Origin of the sequence: Terriglobus sp. RCC_193 (assembly GCF_041355105.1) — a bacterium.
Lineage (GTDB): Bacteria > Acidobacteriota > Terriglobia > Terriglobales > Acidobacteriaceae > Terriglobus.
This window is the reverse complement of the sequence record NZ_JBFUPK010000001.1, coordinates 739249-761826: the sequence shown is the minus strand read 5'-3', so window position 1 is coordinate 761826 and position 22578 is coordinate 739249. Positions and strand designations below refer to the sequence as shown.

Genomic DNA, 22578 nt, shown 5'->3' with positions numbered 1-22578 from the left:
ATGAATTACGTCCGCCTCTCGTCGTCAATCGAAAAGGTAGTGTTTACTGCAGTCCCATCTTGCCTGCAATGCCATCAATCATCTTTGTATGCTCCGCAATCACAGAAGAAGCATGTTCTGTCAGCGTCTTGATATCCGGATTGTTGGTGGCCTGATTTTCCTGCTTCATCTTGTCCAGGTCTTCGTGGTGATCGCTCACCATCGACTTGACATAGCTTTTGTCGTAGGTCTCACCCGTAAGCACCTTCAGCTTGGCATACGTTGCATCCTGGCCAATCGACGGCGAAGTTGGCAAAGTTACACCGGCCTTGGCCGCCACTGGCTTCATACCGTTGTACAGAGCCCGATGGTCCGTGATCATCTTCTCGGCAAATGTCCTGATCTCTGGATTCTTCGTTGTCTTCACGGTCAGTTCACCAGTCTTGATTTCAGCAAGATTCGCTTCTGCGGCATCTTTCAGAAAACTCTTATCGTGATCACTGAAGGCCTGTCCGAAAGCCGCTGGGATGGTACATGCAAACAATGCTGCCGAAAGCGCAATCGTACGAATAGTCATGGTTATCCTCCCTGCGGACTGCTTCATCGCAGTTTCCCGCGCAAAATCTCAGGTCTTTGGGTGCAATCCATCACAAAGCCGTTGCCGCGCCACACCACGCCACTGTGTCGCATGGAAAGCACAGCGCTCGTTGCGTATTCTTGAAAACGATGAGCAACCTTCTGAACGCCGCACCGCAGGACGCCAGGCCCCCCATTGCCAGGCGCATACCGCACCCCACGCACATTCACAACACCACGCTGGAAGACGACTACTTCTGGCTCCGTGAAAAGGATGCGCCGGAAGTCCGCGAATATCTTCAAGCCGAAAATGCCTACACCGAAGCGGTGATGGCCTCCACGAAGGACTTGCAGAAGACGCTTTACGACGAGATGCTCTCGCACATCAAGGAAACTGACACCTCTGTTCCCTATCGCGACGGCAGTTACTTCTACTACACGCACACCGTCGAAGGCCTGCAGTATCCCATCTATTGCCGTCGCGCCGCAGCATCGGATCAGAGCTACGATGCGAACATCACAGAAGAAGTGATTCTCGACGTCAACAAGTTAGCCGAAGGCCAACCCTTCATGTCGCTCGGTGGACTTAGTGTCAGCCCTTCCGGCACCCTGCTCGCCTACACGACGGATAACAGTGGCTTTCGCCAGTACACACTGCACATCCGCGATCTCACCACTGGTAATGACCTGCCGGATACTGCGGCGCGCGTGGGTTCCATTGCATGGGCAGCCGACTCGAAGACACTTTTCTACAGCACAGAAGACGAACAGACCAAACGCCAGGATCGCGTCTTTCGACATACGCTCGGTGACGCGCAACCCGATGATGTGCAGGTCTTCCACGAAGAAGATGAACGTTTCAATGTTGGCGTCGGACGCACGCGCGACCGCAAGTATCTCTTCCTGGAATCCGGGTCACATACCACCAGCGAATATCGGTTCGTCGATACAACAACGCCGACAGCAGAATTCACGCTCATCGCGGAACGCATCAACGATCAGGAATACTATCCCGATCACCGCGATGGCTTCTTCTATATCCGCACCAATGACGCCGGGAAAAACTTCCGTCTGGTCGTAGCGCCGGTGTCTACACCATCGCGCGATCATTGGCAGGAACTACTGCCCGAAGACAAGGACGTCCCGCTGGAAGATTTCGATGTCTTCCAGAACTTTGCCATCGTATCGGAAACGGTTCTTGGCCTCGATCGCATGCGTGTCTTCCGCTATGAAGGCGAAAAACTTGCGGCCAATCCTGTGACGGTAGCCTTCCCCGAACCAACTTATTCTGCGGGCCTCAGCGTCAACCGTGTCTTCGACGCGGACAGCTTCCGCTATAGCTATACCTCACTTGTCACACCCGCATCGGTGTACGAATACAACGTCAACACCAACGAAAGTACGCTGCTGAAGCAACAGGAAGTGCCCGGCGGATTTGATCGCACACGTTACGCCGCGGAACGCATCTGGGCCACTGCAACCGATGGAGTGAAGATCCCCGTTTCGCTCGTCTATCGTCGCGATACCTTCCATAAAAACGGCACCAATCCACTGTATGTCTACGGCTATGGTTCGTACGGCTATGCACTGCCGGTGGGCTTCGGATCAAGCCGCCTGTCGCTGCTGGATCGCGGTATTGTGATGGCGTACGCACATATCCGTGGCGGCGGTGACCTGGGTGACACATGGCACGATGCTGGCAAGATGATGCACAAGCACAACACCTTCACCGACTTCATTGCATGCACGGAACATCTCCTCGCCCAGGGCTACGGTGCAGACGACAAGGTCATCATTGAAGGTGGCAGTGCGGGCGGCTTGTTAATGGGTGCAGTTGCCAATCTGCGTCCCGACCTCTTCCGCATTGTGCTTTCGCATGTCCCATTCGTCGACGTGATGAACACCATGCTGGATGCATCATTGCCGTTAACTGTCGGTGAATACGAAGAATGGGGCAATCCCAATGAACCCGAAGCCTTCACTTACATGCGCAGCTACTCACCCTATGACAATCTGGCAGCAGGTTCCTATCCTGCGACACTGATCAAAACCAGCCTGAACGATTCGCAGGTAATGTATTGGGAGCCGGCAAAATTCACGGCGAAACTGCGCACACTGAAGACCAACAACGAAGCCCCGCTGCTGCTCCACATCAACATGGATGCAGGTCATGGCGGAGCTTCGGGTCGTTATGACTATCTGAAAGAAATCGCTATGGATTACGCCTTCATCCTGCGCGAACTTGCCATCGACTAAATGAGTGCCTGTGCTGGTTACTCTACCGGCACAGGCTCTTCTCCCGGCGCAAGAAACAGGTTCTGCTCCAGCCCATGCTGGCGATCATATAATTCGCGATAACGCCCGTGCAGCACATACAACTCTGCGTGCGTGCCGCGTTCTACAATCTTTCCCGCTTCGATAACAAGAATCTGATTCGCATTGCGAATCGTACTGAGACGATGTGCAATGACAAACGTCGTGCGGCCCTGCATCAGATGGTTCAGTCCCTGCTGAATCATCGCTTCGCTCTCGGAATCCAGTGAGCTTGTCGCTTCATCCAGAATCAGAATGCGCGGATCGGCAAGGATGGCGCGTGCAATGGAGAGACGCTGCCGCTGACCGCCCGACAGCTTCACGCCGCGTTCGCCAACAATCGTTTCGTAGCCTTCCGCAAAGTTTTCAGCAAACTCATCGACGCGCGCGATGCGGCAAGCCGCTAAGAACTGTTCCTCCGTGGCATCGGGCCGCGAGAATTTCACATTCTCGCGAATCGTACCGTCGAAGAGGAACGTCTCCTGCAAGACCACACCCAACTGCGAACGGAAACTATTCAAACGCACTGCGGACAGGTCCACCCCGTCCACCAACACCTGTCCCGATGTCGCATCGTGAAACGCGCAGACCAGCGAGATGATGGTTGATTTGCCCGAGCCGGACGATCCTACTAATGCCGTTACAGAACCGGGTTGCGCTTCAAAGGTGATGCCATGCAGCACCTCCTTGCCGGGCTCATATTCAAAGTGAACATGCTGAAAAATCACGTCGCCGATGATGGGGCCAAGATTGATCGACCGCTGTGGCGATGCATCTTCATCGCGTTCATTCATGATCTCGGCGGTACGATCAAGCCCCGCCAGCGCCTCCGTAAGCTGCGTGCCGATATTCACCATGCTCATCAGCGGAGCCACCATGAACGTCAGGAACATGGTGTACGTAACATAACCGCCCGTGGTGAGGTGGCCTGAAGCCACCTGCCGCGCGCCCAGATACATAATCAGCGCGCCAACCACGCCCATCATGACCTGCGATGTGAGAGCCATCACCGACTGCGCCGTCAACGAACTGATCACATTCTTCAGCAGACGTTCCGCACCTGACGCAAACACCTTCGCCTCGGCTGCTTCCGCGTGATATCCCTTCACCACGCGTACGCCCCCCAGCGATTCTGTAAGACGTCCCGTCACCTCTGCGTTGATGGCGCCGCGTTCGCGAAAGATCGGACGAATTACCTTAAATGCGCGGAAGATCACCAATCCAAACATGCCCAGAATGGCAAAGCTCAGCAACGTCATGCCGGTCGACAGCCGCATCAGGTAAAGAAAGGAAAGCCCCGCCGTCAGCAGCGCGCCGACAAAATCCACAAGCCCCGTGCCGATGATGTTGCGCACACCTTCCACGTCTGTCATGATGCGCGCGACCAGCGCTCCCGAGCGGTTTGCATCGTAATACTTCACAGGAAGTTTGCCGATGTGCGCCTGCACCCGCACGCGCATCTCTGCAATCAGCTTCTGCCCTTCCTTGGACAGCATCTGTGTCAGCGCATAGGTCGTAATGCCCTGCAGGATCGTAGCCCCTGCTACGGCCGCAACGATCTTTGGCAATAGCGACATCTCATGTTGTCGCATGACGTTGTCAATGAGAAAGCGCGTGGAAGCCGGCAATACCAACCCGCAGACACGATTGATGATAAGAACACAAAAGCTGAAGATCAGCAGCGGAAGCCGCGGCTTTACCAGCTTCATCACCTCCGGCATCACACGCTTCATCGGAGGCAGCTTCTTTTTCTTTGTCATCTCCGCAGAGATGGTTCGAGAATGATTCCGTGTGGTGCGTTCCGCATTGTGAAGATGTCTTCCGCCTCCCAGCGATCCCATAGAACCCATGTGTCTCCGCCCCTCCTCATGGGCTTCTTTGCGATCGTTAAAAACAGACGCGCGTTACTTCGCGGTAAGTGCTTTCATCTTTGCGTAGACATCGGCCGGGTTCCATTCATTGCCCGGAAACCACTCTGCCACGTGTCCATCGCGATCAATCAGCACGGTTGAAAGTGAATGCGTCAGGCTGCCGTTGCTCTCCGGCGTCGCACCCACATTGAAAAACTGTTCCATCGCCTTCAGTGTTTTGTCATCCTTTGGACGAACAAACTGCCAATGCGAAAAATCATTACTGCCAACATAGTTCTTTCCATAGGTACGCAACACGCTCGGTGTATCAAACACAGGATCAAACGAAGCCGAAACAAAATCGACATGGTCGCGTACAGCGGCATCGTTCTGCATCATGCTGCGAATCGCCTGAAAATTGCGACTCATCTTCGGGCAGTAATCGCCGATGGGGCAGCGCGTATAGATGAACGTCAGCAACACCGCCTTACCTTTCAGTGAGGCGAAGCGGAATGCCTTCCCATCCTGATCCGTCATTTCAAAATCAGGGACCGCATCCCCTTTCGCGGGGACGTGATAATTCGCCGTCGGAGTGACATCAAGATGCTTTTGCGCCAGGATGGCAATCTCATTCAGCCGCGTGTGTTGATACACGCCGTCGGAGTCCTTCTCCGTCAACAGACGCGCACGGATGATATCGCCGGGATGAAACTCCTTCGCCATCTCAGGCCGTTCCAGCTTGTATGGCATGGTCATGGCTTCCATGAAGCCGGGAATAGCTTCATGCTGCAGCGTCAGTTCGCCTCTTTCCTGATTCACGGCCAGCACGGTGCCTTTGATCGTGAAGGACTGCGTCGTAGTGCTGAGCTGCTCCGTCGACTTACGGCATCCCGCCAGACCCCAAACTGCGATCAGCACAACGGCAAATACAGCATTCCGGAAAAACCACTTCATAACATCCATGATACGTTGCGAAAAGGTAACAGGCAGTCGAGCGCCACCGTGGCGACGGCCAGCCAGGAGGAACCATGTCTGCATTACAGGCTGTGCCGGCCGGGCACACGCCGGAGCCTTCTCCATTCCTTTTTCACGCAGCCATGCTGCTCTCCGGATTCGGGACAGTCTTTCTCGGCCCTGTTCTTCCGGCTCTCGCCGCCAGCGCCCACACCACCGACTCTGGCAGCGGCCTCTTTTTTACAGCGCAGTTCATCGGGGCGTTCTTCGGCGGCATCACCACATCGCACCGCCTTTTCTTCTGTCTCGTTCGTGGATTATCCGCCGCCACCGCTGGCTTTCTGCTTCTCGCGCTTTGCGCCGGGCTGCATGCTGGCGTTTTCTGGGATGCGGCAGCGCTCGTTCCGCTTGGCTTTGGCGTAGGGCAGATGCTCACATCGGTGAACCTGCTGGCCGCACAGCGTTATCAGGAACAGCGAAGCTCTGCGCTGTCTCTTATCAATTTCACATGGAGCCTTGGCGCGGTCACCGCCCCTTTCCTTCTGGGAAGCATCCTGTCGTCTGCATCACTAATGACAGTTCTTGGCGTTGTTACGATCCTCTTCGTCGTCGTCCTTACATGGGCTGCGTGGTCTGTTCGCGGCGGTCTATTACAGGAGCAACAACAAACCCGGCACACCGAAAGCCATCTTCCCCGCACCGCATTCCTGTCCTTTGCAGCAATGCTTCTCCTCTACGGCGGCGTCGAGACATGCCTCAGCGGATGGATTACCACGTTTGGCACGCGCTACGGCAATGCCACACTGCGCATTAGCACATTGGGTGCAACGGCACTCTGGATCGGGATCACCGGCGGTCGAGCACTCGCACCCCTGCTGCTGAAGTTCCTTCGTGAGCGCATCTTCCTTATCGCCACACTGAGCGCGGCTATGGCCATGGTTGCGCTTTTGAGCCGTTCCAGCGGCGCAGCGTCCATCACGCTGCTGTCTGCTCTACTCGGGCTCTCCCTTGCCGCATGGTTCCCGCTTGTCCTCTCGTCCATGCTCAATCGCGGCGCTTCGGCTCGGGAAACAGGCATCATCATCGCCCTTTCCGGAATCGGTGCTGCCATTCTGCCTTTGCTGCTGGGCGTGGTTTCGCGCAGCACCGGATCGCTGCGCACCGCCCTCGCCATTCCTTTCACGGGACTGGTTCTGTTGATCCTGCTGGCGTTTTTTACCCGCTCTTCCACACAGGCAAAAAGCGTATAAAAGGAGAATGTCAGTCGCCGCAGCGAATCTGGTACAAAACCGCCCCGGCGAACTGATGGCGGCCATGCTGCGCGGTGCGACTGTTCTTACACCGAACGTCCGGTCCGCACGCACGCTGACTCGGCTTTACGATTCGGAACGCCGCGCCGAGGGCCTGACCGCATGGCAACCGGCGCGCGTCTTCTCCTGGAGCGGCTGGACCTCCTCGCTCTGGAACGACGCCATCCTCCACGGACACGTTTCAGCAGTCCTGCTGAATAACCTGCAGGAGCAATCCCTGTGGATACGCGTACTGGAAGCCTCCGGCGATCTGGGCCTGCAATCCGCGCGTTCCGTTGCCCGCCAATGCAGTCGTGCTCTGCGGCTTCTTGGCGCATATGACCTGGAAGACAGCTTTGCCCGCACGCCCTCACACGCACTCTCAGACACGGCAGCGTTCCACGGCTGGTATCGCGATTTTCTAAGCGCCTGCCAAAGTGAACAACTGCTGCCCACCTCGCACCTGGATGCGGAACTCAGCAATCTCTACCGCAGCAGCGTTCTCATACCGCAGAAGGAATACATCCTGTACGGCTTCGACACGCTGCTGCCATCCCAGCAAGCTCTGCTGAAGGCGCTGGAACATGCGGGTGCGGCCATCGAGCATCTTCCCGCACACATGCCGCAGCAGGCACCGCCAACGCTTGTCCGCTGTAACGATCCGCATGAAGAAATCGAAGCATGTTGCCAGTGGGCCAGCGCTACGCTGACGAGCCATCCCGCCACTCAAATCGCCATCATTGCACCTGATCTGCAGGCATGCCGCCCCGTGCTGGAGCGTGCTCTCCGCACCACCGTTGCCCCCTGGCTGGAAGATGTCACGCAGCCTCACAGCAACTCTCCGTATGAATTCTCGACCGGACGACCGCTGCCGCAACTCCCCATGATCGCGGACGCTCTGCGGTTGCTTCGCTGGTGCTCTGTCGCAGTCTCTGTGGAAGAGGCCGGAGCAATCCTCCGCAGCCCTTTCGTTTCCCTTGCTCCATCCCCTGAGCGAGGAGCGGAGCTGGAAGCATGGACGCTTCGCAACACACGCAAATTTCGCAGCGCAACCGGTCTCAGCGGCACCATCACCCTGCGTGAAGCGCAGCGTCTTCTTCACAAAGAAGATCCCGAGACCTCCCACCGTCTGGAAGAACTCGCCAGAGCAGCGACCCCCTGGACACAGTCCACACACAGTTTTGCCAGCTTCTCCGACGGCGCTCGCAAGCTGCTGGAAACCGCGGGTTGGCCTGGAAACGACTGGAACAGCACAGAATTTCAGGCCCACCAGCGCTGGAACGAGGCACTGGATCGCGTCGCAACACTCGATCTCCTCGGCGGCCACACCACCTTCGCGGAATGGCTGGAAACACTCACCGCAACGCTGCATGAGACCGTCTTCGCTCCGGAAAACACCGCCGCGCCGATCCAGGTGATGACACCTTCCGAAGCCGCCGCCAACACCAGCGACTTCCTCTGGTTTCTCCACGCCGACGAACAAGCATGGCCGCAACATACCTCTGCCAGTCCGCTGCTTCCGGCCCCCTTGCAACGCGCGCTGAATATGCCCGGATCGGATGCTCTCATCAACGAGGAATCCGCCCGGCAGATAACGCTGCGCTGCCTCAATAGCACTGGCAATGCCTGCTTCAGCTACGCCGTCGCCCGCCCGGAAGGAGAATCGCGCCCATCGCCGCTGGTGTCCGCGCTTCCCAGTCTGCAACGCGAAAACGCATCTGTTTCCAGCGTTCCGACCTCAATCCCGCTGGAAGAATCCGTTGATCCGCTCCCGCTTCCCGAGCTTTCCGGCATCGCATCGGGCGGCATTGGAATCCTTACCGAACAGGCGCAGTGCGGCTTTCGAGCTTTTGCGCTCCATCGCCTGCAAACCCGCGAAATGGAAACCATTGAGGCTGGCCTCTCGGCAGGTGAGCGCGGCGACGAAGTTCACACAGCACTTCAGCTCTTCTGGGCTACCTGCAAGACGCAGGAGCAGTTATCAACGCTAAGCAAAACGCGATACACGGACGGTTCCACAGCGCGCGATACGCTCCTGGCCGAATGCATTGCGCAGGCGCTTCCCGCACGCCCCGCCGCCGGATGGGACAGCGCCTACATCGAAGTGCAGCGCAAACGCCTTCACCGCCTGCTGTCCGACTGGCTCGACCTTGAATTCCTTCGCAAACCATTTCGTGTCGATGGCATGGAAGTCGAGGTTGGTGAAGCCCGGATCGGCCCGCTTGCCATGCAGCTTCGCGTAGACCGGATCGACCGCATCCCGCTTGCGAATGGCAGCGAAGCGACTCTGCTCATCGACTACAAAACCGGAGCGGCCGAACGCAAGGACTGGTTCGGCGACCGCCCCGACGCCCCCCAACTTCCGCTGTACGCCATTGCCAGCGGCATCCCGGATGTTCAGGGCATCGCCTTCGGACGCGTTCGTGTCGGCAAATCTGGCATGAACTTTGAGGAGATGGTCTCCGACCGCGCGCTCATCGGCGAGCAGGCCTCAAAAGGTCGACGCTCCGAACCCACCTTTCAGGAACGCATGGAAGAGTGGCAGCGCGACCTGACCGCACTTGCTGAAGCATTCGCACGCGGCGAGGCCGCCGTCGAGCCCAAGGACTATCTCACCACCTGCAAACGCTGCCCCAGCCGCCTGCTGTGCCGCGTCGATGTAACACGCCTCGAACCCGATGATGATCTGCTGGACGAGACAGAAGAGGAGGGCGCAGCTTGATCGTTTCACAGGAGATCGCCGACCTCCGCGAACGCGAAGCCGCGTTAGACATCACCTCGTCCTGCATCGTGGAAGCACCCGCAGGTTCAGGTAAGACAGGGCTGCTGATTCAGCGCTTTCTCAAACTGCTCGGCACGGTAGACGACCCCGCGGAAGTCCTTGCCCTCACCTTCACCACCAAAGCCACCGCCGAGATGGTCGAGCGTGTACTGAAAGCGCTCCGCTCTGCCAGCAACGCCACCGAACCGCCAGTGGACGAGTTCGCACGACTGACCCACCACCTGGCCGAAACCGCACTCCAACGCGACCGGGAACGCGGCTGGCGCATTCTCGACCGCCCGCATCTTCTCAACATCCGCACCATCGACTCACTCTGCGCAATGATCGTGCAGGCATTACCGATCACCTCCGGCGGCATGTCCTCCGTCAGCCCCGTAGCCGACCCACGACCGTTCTATCTTCAGGCCGCACACGCCGTAATGATGCGCTTCGGTGGCGGTGACGCGGTGCTGGACGCTGCGATTGAAACCGTGCTGCTACACCGCGATGGCGACTTACCCTTCTGCGAACGCGTTCTCGCTGAGATGCTTGCCACCCGCGACCAGTGGGGCAGCCTGATTCCGCTGGGCGAACGCCTCACAGAAGAGCATCTCGAAAACGTCACACTTCCACGCTTGAACGCATCCCTGCGCCGGACGATTGAAGCCGCTCTTACCGAGGCGAGCGAAGGGTTCGAAGACAGCACGCTGGACGAGATCGCCCACATCGCGGAGCGTCACGCTTTCGAGCCCGGCTACAAGGACGAACCCAATCCGCTGCTGCCCTGTGCTGGTCGTCAGAATCGCCCCGGCAGCACGCTGGAGGATCTTCAACACTGGCAGGCCCTCGCACGCCTCATGCTCAAAGCAGATGGTTTCCGCGCTGCATTCAGCATCAATCACATCGGCACAAAACTCTTCAAGGACGACGCCGATCGACTCAAAGCCATCCTCGAAGAGATCGCCTGCGAAGAACTTTTCCGCCGTGTGGATGCAGTCCGGGCGTTCGCTCCGGAAGCCACCTATCCGGAAGATCAATGGCGCGTTTCCAAAGCGCTTTTCCGGTTGCTCGAACACGCCCTCGTCGAACTTAAATTGCTCTTCGCCCGTGAAGAGGTTTGCGACTTCACCGAAGTCGCCCTCTCCGCGCGCGCCGCTTTGCACACACAGGAAAGCGGTCTGCTCGAAGTCTTCGGCACGCGCCTTCGCCACCTGCTCGTCGACGAGATGCAGGACACCTCCTCAGGCCAGTACGACCTTCTGGAACAACTCACCGCCGGATGGGATGGCCGCAGCCAGACCGTCTTCCTCGTCGGCGATCCCAAGCAGAGTATCTACCTCTTCCGCCAGGCGCGCGTGGACCGTTTCCAGAAGTGCATGTCAGACGCACGGCTGGGCGATATCCCTCTCCAGGTGCTGCCGCTGACAACGAACTTTCGTTCTGGCAGCCACATCGTCTCGCAATTCAATGAGACCTTTCGCTCCATCTTCCCCGCAGACCATCCAGCCGATGGCGATGTCGTCTTTCACGACGCAACGGCAGCCAATCCAGCACAGCCGGGCGAAGGTATGGACTGGACCATCGAGGCAGTACCCACCTCTTCAGACCTCGCAGAAAATCGTCGCAACCGGCGCTTCGCCATCCGCCGCGAAGCCCGCGAAACCGTCGCTGTGGTCAAGTCTGCACGGGCCACATGGCTACAGGAAAAACAGCGGCGCATCGACGCTGGCAACACGCAAGACTTCCCCTTCAAAGCTGCCGTCCTGACGCGCGCACGCAACCACGTGATTGAGATTGCCAAGCAGCTTGAAAGAGCAGGCATCCCCTATCGCGCCGTCGACCTGAAGCCTCTTGCGGAGCAACAGGAAGTTCTCGATCTCGTCACCATCACACGCGCCCTGCTGCATCCTGCGGACCGCATTGCATGGCTGGCGCTTTTGCGTGCCCCCTGGTGCGGTATCGAACTCGCTCATCTGCACACACTCGCAGCGGGCGACCACCCGGAACACCGCAAAGAATCGCTGCGACACCGTTTGCGGGAACGCGCTGAAAACCTTCCCGAAAATGCAAAACACCGGGTTCTTCGTACGCTCGACATTCTGGACGGAGCGCTCCGCCATACCGGCACGGAATCGCTGGCAGATCGCGTGGAACGCACATGGCGCTCCCTCGGTGGCGACCTGTACCTGACGCCCACGGAACGTGAAAACGCTGCGGATTATCTGCGTGTTCTCGACGCGATGGAATCAGAGGGCGAAGCATTCACCGTGCCCCATCTGAACCGGCGCCTCGATCGTTTGTTTGCTCGCTCCGGCAACGCGCCAGATGCCATCGACATCATGACCATTCACCGCGCCAAGGGGCTTGAATGGGACACCGTCATCGTTCCCGGTCTGCATCGCATTCCAACACGGGACACTTACTCCGCATTGGAATGGCTGGAAATGCCTACGCGCGGCGAAGACGGTTCCGGCGACGTCCTCATAGCGCCGCTTCCCGGCAAAGGTGGCGAGCCGGGCACTCTATTGAACTTCATCCGCACACGCAAACGCGCGCGGACCTACGCTGAAATCAAGCGGCTCTTCTACGTCGCCGTCACGCGTGCGCGCACCTCGCTGCATCTTTTCGCCTCACCAGAACTCTCTCAGAAAGGCGAGATCATTAATCGCGCCGGTACGCTCCTGAAGGCAGCCTGGCCAGCCGCGCAGAACTACGTGGTCATCCCTGTCGTTACGGAAGCCGAACAGGCGGAAGAAGCGGAGGCTGAATTACTCGCACTCGCAGCGGCCGCGGAACTCATCCCATTTCCAGCGCCGACGGCAACGCGTGAAGTTCGCCTGCCGACCATTCAACGTCTGCCGTCGGACGTTCACGCTGTAGAACGTCTCCGTGCAACGATGCCCGCCAATGCGGACAATACTCCCGCAACGCAACCATTCGCTCGCCCAGCAGGGACCTTTGGAGCACGCGCCGTCGGCAATGCCATTCACGCGTTTGTGGACCGCCTCTCCGGCGAACTGGCGACGCGCATCACCACAGGAGAAACCGTCGCCGAAGCGGCGCACTCTCTGCTCCACATCGTGCAATCCTGGCAACCCGCCATCCGCGCTACGCTCCGTGCAGGTTCACTGCCACCATCGGTAGTAGAACGCGCTTCGGCAACCGTCCTCCGCGCATTGACGGCCACACTGCAAAGCCCGGAGGGCCGCTGGATTCTGACACCTCACACCTCTGCTTCCGGCGAATCCGCATGGCATACCGGCGCGGCCGGTTCGGAAACACGCATCCGCCTGGACCGCAGTTTCTTCGCCGGTCGCGAACCGAATCAACCCGGCGATGACGTCTTCTGGATCATCGACTTCAAAACCGGAGACCGCACCGGCCCCAACGAAACCGAAGCAACCCGCAACGCTTTTCTGGAAGAAGAACGTGCCACCTACGAGGGGCAACTCCGTACCTATGCCGAGGTTCGCCGCCTGACCTTACCGCCCGATACGCCAATTCACCTGGCACTTTTCTATCCGCTGATGGATCGTCTTATCTGGTGGCCGTACGAAACATCCACATCCGTAACGCCAGAGCAGCCCATCGCTGCCAGCGAAGCAAACACCGACGGCCAGTATTCACTCTTCGGGTAAAACGATCACAAAAGTGAATGCCTGCATCGAAAGGATGCAGGCATTCACTTTGTAGCGAGTTGTTCGTTAGAAAATCTGGAAGTTCACAGCCACGTTCAACTCCACTGGCACGGCCTGGCCACCCTTGCGAGCCGGGCGGAACTTGTACTGTGCCACCGCCTCACGGGCCTTTTCATCCAGTCCCATACCTACCGGACGAATGACCTTCACGTTCGTAGGCCGTCCCTGCGCATCCACGATCAGGTGCACCAGCACTTCGCCCTGGAACTTCGCCTTGCGAGCCTCTTCACTGAACTCCGGATCCACCTGGTAGATCAACACAGGAGCGGAAACATCGCCACCAATGCGATACGCGCCACCACCGGTATTGCCACCGCTGCCGGGTCCAAGGCCATTTCCGTTGCCGCTGCCCAGACCACCACCACTCCCATTACCCAGCGACGCCACGCCAACATTTGGCGCATTCGGAATACCCAGGTTCGGCATGTTGTTGTTGGTCATGTGCAGATTTGTCTGCACGTTAATGGCAGGGTCGACCGTCAACTTCGGTTCAATCTTCGGCGGATTGGAGGGCGGAACAATCGGATGTGCTTCGAACTTCGGCAGGCGCCCTTGCGTCACCGGAGCGATATCATGCGCTCCGCCGCCGCCGCCCATAGCCTGCTTTGCAGGAGCCTTCAGGGGTGGCTGCGGTGCGGGTTTGTCGAAAGTGATGTCCGCAATCTGCGGCTTCTTGGCCACCACCACGGTGATGACTTTCTTGCCGATGTACCAGATCAGCAGGAAGATAAGCGCGTGGACGACAACAGCCACCGCGGTCGACTTCGGATCGCGCTTGACGTCCATCGGATTATCGACGGCGATCGGCTGCGATTCAAGGACAAGCGGTGGAAGCTTCTCCGGAAAGAAGACGTCCTTAACGTTCTGCACCAGCGACGCGAATGGGCTGACGGATTTCAGCTCTTCCGGTTCGCCGAGGTTCGGCCCGGCGTCGGTGCGGCGGCTATGTTCGGTGGGCGGTTCCTGAAGTATTGTCGCCATCGCCTCTTGATCTCAATCACTCGGCACGCTTAAACCGCGTGCGGAAAACTTTCTGTGGCCCGTACTCCGGATTCTTTTCGATCCTCCGGCTCACGAACAGTGCCGGATTTCAGAGTACACAAGCCAGGGTGCGGCGTCTTTGGCTTCCGTCCGCATTGTACAAAAGCGAATACCCCGGCGTCAGGTTCCGGGCACACAACAGCGCCAACTGTCGTGTACCTGTTTGACGCGCGAAACCCTGCATAAGTCACAACGCAGAGGTACGAAGTGTGGAACGCAGAAGTTCCAATTGTTCTGGCAATGACAGAAGACCGCTTACAATAAGAGTTTGGGCGCTGTGACGGGAGCGACTGGCCGTAAGTGCCGGTACGTCAAAGCCGGGGCCCACGAGGAACAGGATGGATCAGGCGAATACGCCGCAGCAGTTGCCCGTTCAGTTGAAAGATACGCTGAACCTGCCCAAAACCGCCTTCCCCATGAAGGCCAACCTGCCCGGCAATGAACCGGCGCGCCTGCAGGGATGGAACGAATCCGATCTCTACGGTCAGATTCGCAAAAGCCGCGAAGGCCGCGAAAAGTACATCCTGCATGACGGCCCGCCGTATGCCAACGGCGCCGTCCACCTGGGCCATGCGCTGAACAAGTGCATTAAAGACTTTGTTGTGAAGTCGAAAACCATGGCTGGCTTCGACGCTCCCTATGTTCCCGGATGGGACTGCCACGGCCTGCCGATTGAGATCAAAGTAGACGAACAACTTGGCCGCAGGAAACTGGAGATGGACGCACTGACCGTCCGCCAGCAGTGTCGCGAATATGCGCAGAAGTACGTCGATCTGCAAAAGTCGCAGTTCGTCCGCATGGGCGTGCTTGGCCGCTGGAATGATCCGTACCTGACCATGAGTTTCGGCTACGAAGCGCGCATCCTGGAGACGTTCTACGCCTTCTTTGAGAAGAATTTCGTCTACAAGGGTTTGCGCCCCGTGTACTGGTGCATGCACGACAAAACCGCATTGGCCGAAGCGGAAGTCGAATATGAAATGCATACTTCGCCCAGCGTTTACGTGCGATATGCGTTGACCTCTGCACCGGAAAAGATTGATCCGGCACTCGCTGACCTGAGCGTCTTCGGCCTCATCTGGACGACGACACCCTGGACCCTGCCTGCATCGCTGGCCATCGCGTTTCATCCTGAGTTTGAATACGCGGCCATCCAGATTGCCGAAGACAACGCCACGTGGGGCAAGGGCAACGTATACATCGTTGCGATGGAACTGCTGGAGTCGCTGAGTGCTGCGGCGCAGTTGCCTGCGTTTGAAATCCTCGCTCGTTTCCACGGACAAAAGCTGGAACGCGCCACCTTTGCGCATCCGTTCCTGCCGCGCGAAATCCTCGGCGTGATGGCTGAGTATGTCACCACGGAACAAGGCACCGGCGGCGTGCACACGGCACCCGCGCACGGCCCGGACGACTTCGCGACCGGCAGGAAATATGCCCTGAGCCAGGCTTGCGATGTGGACGAGGCAGGACGCCTTCGCAACGGCCTGCCTGAATACGACAACCTCAACGTTCACAAAGCAAACGCGCCCATCATCGAATTGCTGAAGGATCGCGGCGCGCTGATGTCGCAAAGCGAAATCCATCACAGCTATCCGCACTGCTGGCGCTGCCACAAACCGGTGATCTATCGCGCCACGGAGCAGTGGTTCATCGGCATGGAAACGCAGATGCCCGACGGCCGCACCTTCCGCCAGAGCGCACTGGATGAAATTGCCAAAGTCACATGGGATCCCGCATGGGGCCAGGAGCGCATCAGCAACATGATTGCGACGCGCCCCGACTGGTGCGTCAGCAGGCAGCGCATCTGGGGCGTGCCCATCGCGGTGTTCCTCTGTCAGAAGTGTCATGAGCCACTGAACGATGCCGCGATCAATGCGTCCATCGTGAAGAAATTTGAAGCGGAGAGCGCCGACGCCTGGTACAAGTACAGCGCCGAAGAGCTTCTGCCTGCGGGTACAAAGTGCAAGTGCGGCAGTGCTGAGTTCCGCAAGGAGATGGACATCCTCGACGTCTGGTTCGAGTCGGGTTCATCATGGCACGCCGTGCTGGAGACAGAACCGGAACTTCGTTTCCCCGCCGACATGTATACCGAAGGCGGCGATCAGCACCGCGGATGGTTCCATTCCTCACTGCTGACTTCCGTGGCTCTCCGCGGTGTCGCACCGTACAAGTACGTCGCTACATCCGGCTGGACACTGGATGAACAGCGCCGCGCTTTCTCGAAGTCACTGGGCAACGGCGTCGATCCGGTCAAAGTAATGGATGAGCTCGGCGGCGACATCGTTCGCCTCTGGGTTGCCTCCGTCGACTTCCGCGAAGATGTCATCGCATCCGTACCGCTGATGAAGCGCCTTGCGGAAGAGATCTACCGCAAACTGCGCAACACCTTCCGCTTCCTGCTCGCCAACCTCGACGGCTTCGTTCCGGCAACGGACGAAGTGGCGTGGAACGAGATGGAAGCGCTTGACCAGTACATGCTGGCGCGCACTTCAGAACTCGTCGAAAAGGTTCGAAACGCCTATGACAACTTTGAATTTCATCGCGTCTTCCATGCACTCAATGAGTTCGGCAACTCCGAACTATCAGCGTTCTATCTCGACGTACTGAAGGACCGCCTCTACACGCTGGCTCCGAAGGACACGCGCAGACTGAGTGCGCAGACAGCGGCATGGAAGATCACTGAGACACTCGTGCGCCTGATCGCTCCCATCCTTTCCTTCACTGCGGACGAGGTGTGGGGATATCTGCCGGAAGTATCAGGACGCGCAAAGAGCGTTCATATTGCGGAGTTCTCCGCTGCTTCCGATCTCGCCCCTGCTTCGTCTGAACTGCTGAAGGACATGGCGCAAATCCGCACCGTTCGCGAAGCCGCGCTCAAGGTACTGGAAGCGGCGCGTGCAGCGAAGGAGATCGGTAAAGCACTGGAAGCACGCATTGAAGTGGAAGTGCCCAGCGGTGAAATCGCAGTCGCGCTGTCGAAATACGAGCGCCAATTGCCAGAGCTGTTTGGCGTGTCGCAGGTTGTCCTGAAGCAGATAGAGAACGCGCCGTTGCAGGTTCGTTTTGTAAAGGCTGAAGGAACGCGCTGCGAACGCTGCTGGCGCTACACCGATGATGTTGGCAGCGAAGGCCGCTATCCCACGGTGTGCGCACGGTGTGCGGATGCGCTGGAGAAAATTAGCTTTCAACCTTACGCACAGGAGTAGACGTTCTTGAGCGAGACGCATTCCAAATCCAGGACGTCGCGTGATGCGCGATGGTGGCTTCTGCTGATTGCAGTCGCCGTCATCGCGCTCGACCGCATCACGAAGATCGTTGTGGCGACGCATGTTGAAAGCGGCACAGGCATTGTCGTAATTCCGAAGGTGTTCCGCATCACGCATGTGCTGAACACGGGCGCGGCATTCTCCATGTTTGCAGACGCCGCTTCACCCATTGCGGTGCGTCTTGGCCTGGTGGTGTTTTCGCTTCTGGTCACCATTGGAATCACCTTCCTGCTGTGGCGCTATGGAAAGGCGTGGTCTTCCGCAAGCGTTGGCTTCGCACTGATTCTGGGCGGAGCCATCGGCAACGTGTATGACCGCGCCGTGCTGCATTACGTGGTGGACTTTCTCGAAGTGCACATCGGCTCGTATCACTGGCCGGACTTCAACGTCGCGGATTCGGCCATCTGCGTGGGTGCGGTGCTATTGCTGACGGAGATGATCTGGCCGCAGGAAGAAGCGTCGTCTGCCTCCGAAGGAGAAGTTCGTGGCGCCTGAGAAGAAAGCAGGTCCATCGACTCCGCTTCCATCGGCTCAGAAGGACGGCGTCGCCGTGGAACGAAAACCGGTTTCACCCAACGATCACATCGTGATTCGTGGCGCACGCACGCATAACCTCAAGGGCATCGACGTCGATATTCCGCACAACATGCTCACCGTGGTAAGCGGCGTGTCTGGATCGGGTAAGAGTTCTCTCGCGTTTGACACGGTGTACGCCGAAGGCCAGCGACGTTATGTCGAATCGCTTTCGGCATACGCGCGGCAGTTTTTGGAGCGCATCGAAAAGCCCGATGTAGAACACATGGACGGCCTCGCTCCCGCCATCGCCATCAAACAAAAGAATCAGACACGCAATCCTCGTTCGACCGTCGCGACAGCAACGGAAATTTACGACTACATGCGCCTCCTGTACGCACGCTGCGGCACGGTCATGTGCGTTCACTGTGGCGGCATCGTGAAGCGTGACACGGTTGACGAAATTGCCACTGCGGTTCTGGCGATGGAAGAGGGTGCGCGGTTATATGCGCTATTCCCTATCGTGCGACGCGAGGTCGTGTTGGAACCGATGCAGGAGTTTGCAACTCCTGTGGTGGAAGAAGCTCCGCAGCCGAAAGCGAAGAAAGTAGCTGCAAAAAAGACAAAAACCGCGGAGCAGACAGTTGTCGATCCTTCTGAACCTCTGAAAGAACGACTTGTTGAGCTACGCCGTAGAGGCTTCAATCGCCTGTTTCAGAACAGCAACATCGTTGAATTCTCCACGCCGGAATCGTTGCTGGAACTGAACTTCAGCGAACCAATCTACGTCCTTGCCGATCGCCTCAGCGTGAGCGCGGATGTACGTTCGCGCATCGTCGACGCCATTGAAACGGGCTACCGCGAAAGTGGCGAGATCGTCTTCCTCACCGCACCGCGCGATGAGAGCGAACCGCAGCGCCTGCGCTTCTCTGCCGCATTTGAATGCGTGAACTGCCATCGTGCCTATCGCGATCCCGAACCGCGCCTCTTCAGCTTCAACAATCCCTTCGGCGCTTGCCCACGCTGCCAGGGCTTTGGCAATACCATCGACTTCGATCCCGACCTCATCATCCCCGACAAGTCAAAGACGCTCGACGAAGGCGCGATTGATCCATGGACGAAGCCGAAGTATCGCGAATATCACGGCGTGATGAAGCGCTTTGCGCAGGCAAACAATATCCCGCTCAAGACACCCTGGTATGACCTGACACCGGCGCAGCAGAACGCAATCTGGGATGGCGGAACAGGCTTCCCCGGCATTCGCGGCTTCTTCCGACTATTGGATACGAAAAAATACAAGCTGCATGTGCGCGTGTTTCTTTCGAAATATCGGGGCTACGCGCCATGCCCGGATTGTCGCGGACAACGGTTACGTGCAGAAGCCCGCGCAGTCCTGCTGAATGAGAAGAACATCTGCGAGGCCGCAGGGCTGACGATCAGTGCTGCTCGCGCATTCTTCGATGATCTGAAGCTATCGCCCGCGCAAACAGAAATCGCCGGAAAGATCCTCGAAGAAGTACGACAACGCATCGGATTTCTGGAACAGGTTGGGCTGGAATACCTGACGCTGGATCGCCTGTCGTCCACGCTAAGCGGTGGCGAATCGCAGCGCATTCAGCTTGCCACATCGCTGGGTTCGCGTTTGGTCGGCGCTCTGTATGTATTGGACGAACCTTCCATCGGCCTCCACTCTCGCGACACCGCAAAACTGGTTAAGATTCTTCACGAACTCCGCGATCTGGGTAACACCATCCTCGTCGTGGAACATGATCCCGATGTCATCACCAGTGCAGATCGGCTGATTGACCTCGGCCCCGGAGCAGGTGAACTCGGCGGTCACCTGCTTGCAACGGGAACGGTAGCGGAAATCCGCAAGGACGACCACTCCATCACCGGCAAGTATCTCTCCGGACGTTCGCGGATTCCTGTGCCCGCAGAACGTCGTGAGCCAACACGCGAAATGTTGAAGCTCAAGGGCGCACGCATCCACAATCTGCGCGGCGTTGACATCGAAATACCGTTAGGCATGTTAACGGTCGTCACCGGCGTCAGCGGCTCCGGCAAGAGCACCATCGTTCATCAGGTGCTGCATCGTGCGCTGGAGTTTTCACTTGGCGTGGAAGGCGTAAGCAGCGACGTCCAGCAGCTATACCGCGAACTCACCGGGACACACTTCATCCGCGAAGTTGTACTCGTGGATCAGTCGCCCATCGGACGTACGCCACGCTCCAACCCTGTGACATACATCAAGGCGTTCGATGCCATTCGCGAATTATTTGCCTCACAGCCGGATGCGCGTCGCAAGGGATACACCGCCGGTTCGTTCAGTTTCAACGTTCCCGGTGGACGCTGCGATACCTGCGAAGGCGACGGCACCGTCACAGTCGAAATGCAGTTCCTTGCCGATGTGGAACTCCCCTGTGAAGAGTGCAATGGCACGCGTTACAAGCCCGGCATCCTCGACATCAAGTACAAAAACCGCAACATCCACGACGTACTGAACATGACCGTGCGCGATGCGGTGCACTACTTTGCCGGTAATCCGAAGATCGTGGATCGGCTGCAGGTATTGGAAGAAGTTGGACTGGGCTATGTCCGTCTCGGACAGTCGGCAACAACGCTCTCCGGCGGTGAAGCACAACGCGTAAAGCTCGCTTCGCACCTTGCCAACATTCGTTCTACCTCGTCACGCGGTGAAACGAAGAAGGCCGCAAGTCGCGTGCTCTACATCCTGGATGAACCAACGACCGGCCTGCACTTTGCCGATGTGGCAACGCTATTGCATGCCTTCCGCAAACTGATTGATGGCGGCGGCTCGCTGCTGGTGATTGAGCACAACATGGACATCATCAAGAGCGCCGACTGGATCATCGACATGGGTCCGGAAGGCGGCTCCGCTGGTGGCCAGGTAGTCGCCGTCGGTACGCCGGAAGAGATCGCACGTGTGCCCGAGTCATACACCGGACGCTACCTGAAACCAGTACTGGAAGGTGCAGTGGCATGAGAATTCTGGCAGCAGCATTGCTGCTCTCCCTTCCCGCAGTCGCACAGATGGATCTGCCTCCAGGCACTACGTCTACAGTGCCGCAGCAGCAAACTGCGCCTTCCGCTTCGCAGGCAACGCTGGCCAAAGCAGAAGACGCCATCGCGAATGGCAAGTATGCCGACGCCGTCACGTTATTAACACCGCTCGCCACAGAGACGCAGACAAACGCGCGCGTGTTTTACGACCTGGGATTTGCCCACGATGCGCTGAATCAGGATGCGGACGCGGCAGCAGCCTATGCAAAATCCATTGCGCTGAAGAACGATGATGCAGGCGCGCACGTGTCGCTGGGCCTGCTCTACGCGCGCATGGGCGAAACAGCAAAGGCACAGGAGCAGTTGCGCTCCGCAACCAAGATCGAAGGCGCAGGCAGGGATTTGCTGGCGCGCGCATGGCGTGCGCTGGCAGAACTCGATCTGAAGTCGAACCCGGAGATGGCGCGCAATGATCTGCTCTCGGCATTGAAGTATGCGCCCGAAACACCGGACGATGCTGCCTCCGCCGCGGAAATCGCCGAGGCTATGGGCGATGATGCCGCCGCCGAGCAAGCTTATACGCACGCGTTCTCGCTCAACCCTGCCAGCGTGGATGTGGCGATGGGGTACGCCCGGACGCTGACCCGGCAAAAGAAATTTGTGCAGGCAGATCAGGTGTTGACCAGCGCACTCGCCCAACATCCCGGCAACCACGCGCTGATAGCCGAACGCGCATCGGAACAGCTACTGCAGGGAAAACCCGAAGCAGCGGTACCGGCGCTGGAGTCGCTTCATACGAACGAACCCGGAAACGTCGCCGTGGCCATGCTTCTGGCACGAGCGTATTCGGCGGCAGGTGCCCCGGAAAAAGCGGAACCGATCTACACCGCCCTCCTGAAAACTTCGCCGGACGATGTAACGCTGATGACGGAGGCGGCGGACACGCTGATCCGGCTGCGGCGCTCACCGGAAGCGGAGCCGTTGCTGCAGAAAGCGGTATCCCAGCCGGACAAGTTCCCTTCCAAAACCGCTTTGGCGCAGGCAGCGGGCGAATTGGCGTTCGCCGCTTCTGCCAACAAGGACGCCGCCACGGTCCTGAAAGCACTGGCCATTCGACAGCCGCTGGCGCCTTCTTCTCCCCCCTTTACTTTTCTTGAGGCATCGGCGCATGATACTTTGCATCACACGAAGCAGGCGGCAGATGCATACCGCCAGTTTCTGTCAGAGTCTGGCGGTAAGTATCCGGATCAGGAGTGGCAGGCGCAGCAGCGGCTGCAAATCCTGACAAGAACCAGGTAGGCCTCGTATGTGCCCCGGCTT

At 58.3% G+C, this 22578-nt stretch carries 12 protein-coding genes; 8 read left to right on the top strand and 4 right to left on the bottom strand.

Annotation, left to right across the window (positions count from 1 at the left end):
- Nucleotides 1-43 precede the first annotated feature (43 nt).
- Entirely contained in the window at nt 44-556 is a 513-nt protein-coding gene (locus AB6729_RS03175; RefSeq protein WP_371080104.1) for a DUF4142 domain-containing protein, read from the bottom strand.
- 149 nt (nt 557-705) lie between these two features.
- Between AB6729_RS03175 and AB6729_RS03170 the strand changes: the two genes are divergently transcribed.
- The gene (locus tag AB6729_RS03170) at nt 706-2811 is read left to right on the top strand and encodes a S9 family peptidase (RefSeq protein WP_371080103.1); all 2106 of its coding nucleotides are present in this window, start codon (nt 706-708) and stop codon (nt 2809-2811) included.
- 17 nt (nt 2812-2828) lie between these two features.
- Here AB6729_RS03170 and AB6729_RS03165 read toward each other — a convergent pair whose 3' ends face one another.
- Both AB6729_RS03165 and AB6729_RS03160 read right to left on the bottom strand, forming a co-directional pair.
- Nucleotides 2829-4718: an ABC transporter ATP-binding protein gene (locus tag AB6729_RS03165; protein ID WP_371080102.1), complete on the bottom strand. Its 1890-nt coding sequence runs from the start codon at nt 4716-4718 to the stop codon at nt 2829-2831.
- A 54-nt stretch (nt 4719-4772) separates the two neighbouring features.
- Nucleotides 4773-5672: an SCO family protein gene (locus tag AB6729_RS03160; RefSeq protein WP_371080101.1), complete on the bottom strand. Its 900-nt coding sequence runs from the start codon at nt 5670-5672 to the stop codon at nt 4773-4775.
- A gap of 74 nt (nt 5673-5746) precedes the next feature.
- On the opposite strand from AB6729_RS03160, the gene AB6729_RS03155 reads away from it, so the two are divergent.
- Genes AB6729_RS03155 through AB6729_RS03145 form a run of 3 tightly spaced genes read left to right on the top strand, consistent with a single transcriptional unit; the run spans nt 5747 to nt 13360 of the window.
- Complete coding sequence (locus AB6729_RS03155; protein WP_371080100.1) at nt 5747-6922, top strand: sugar MFS transporter; 1176 nt, start codon at nt 5747-5749, stop codon at nt 6920-6922.
- Nucleotides 6923-6929: 7 nt separating this feature from the next.
- A complete protein-coding gene (locus AB6729_RS03150; RefSeq protein ID WP_371080099.1) occupies nt 6930-9683 on the top strand; it encodes a PD-(D/E)XK nuclease family protein in 2754 nt (917 codons plus the stop codon).
- Nucleotides 9680-13360 carry a UvrD-helicase domain-containing protein gene (locus tag AB6729_RS03145; RefSeq protein WP_371080098.1) on the top strand — a complete coding sequence of 1227 codons (3681 nt, stop codon included), beginning with the start codon at nt 9680-9682 and terminating at the stop codon, nt 13358-13360. Before AB6729_RS03150 ends, AB6729_RS03145 begins: the two co-directional genes overlap by 4 nt.
- A gap of 66 nt (nt 13361-13426) precedes the next feature.
- Here the strand turns inward: AB6729_RS03145 and AB6729_RS03140 are convergent, their stop codons facing one another.
- Nucleotides 13427-14401 (bottom strand): energy transducer TonB, encoded by a 975-nt coding sequence (locus AB6729_RS03140; protein WP_371080097.1) that lies wholly within the window; start codon nt 14399-14401, stop codon nt 13427-13429.
- A gap of 398 nt (nt 14402-14799) precedes the next feature.
- Between AB6729_RS03140 and ileS the strand changes: the two genes are divergently transcribed.
- From ileS to AB6729_RS03120, 4 genes are read left to right on the top strand one after another with little or no spacing between them, the layout of a single operon-like run.
- Nucleotides 14800-17664: an isoleucine--tRNA ligase gene (ileS, locus tag AB6729_RS03135; protein WP_371080096.1), complete on the top strand. Its 2865-nt coding sequence runs from the start codon at nt 14800-14802 to the stop codon at nt 17662-17664.
- A gap of 6 nt (nt 17665-17670) precedes the next feature.
- The gene (gene lspA, locus AB6729_RS03130; protein ID WP_371080095.1) at nt 17671-18219 is read left to right on the top strand and encodes a signal peptidase II; all 549 of its coding nucleotides are present in this window, start codon (nt 17671-17673) and stop codon (nt 18217-18219) included.
- Between the two features lie 55 nt (nt 18220-18274).
- Nucleotides 18275-21241 (top strand): excinuclease ABC subunit UvrA, encoded by a 2967-nt coding sequence (gene uvrA, locus AB6729_RS03125; RefSeq protein WP_371081186.1) that lies wholly within the window; start codon nt 18275-18277, stop codon nt 21239-21241.
- Complete coding sequence (locus tag AB6729_RS03120) at nt 21238-22557, top strand: tetratricopeptide repeat protein (RefSeq protein ID WP_371080094.1); 1320 nt, start codon at nt 21238-21240, stop codon at nt 22555-22557. Before uvrA ends, AB6729_RS03120 begins: the two co-directional genes overlap by 4 nt.
- Nucleotides 22558-22578 lie beyond the last annotated feature (21 nt).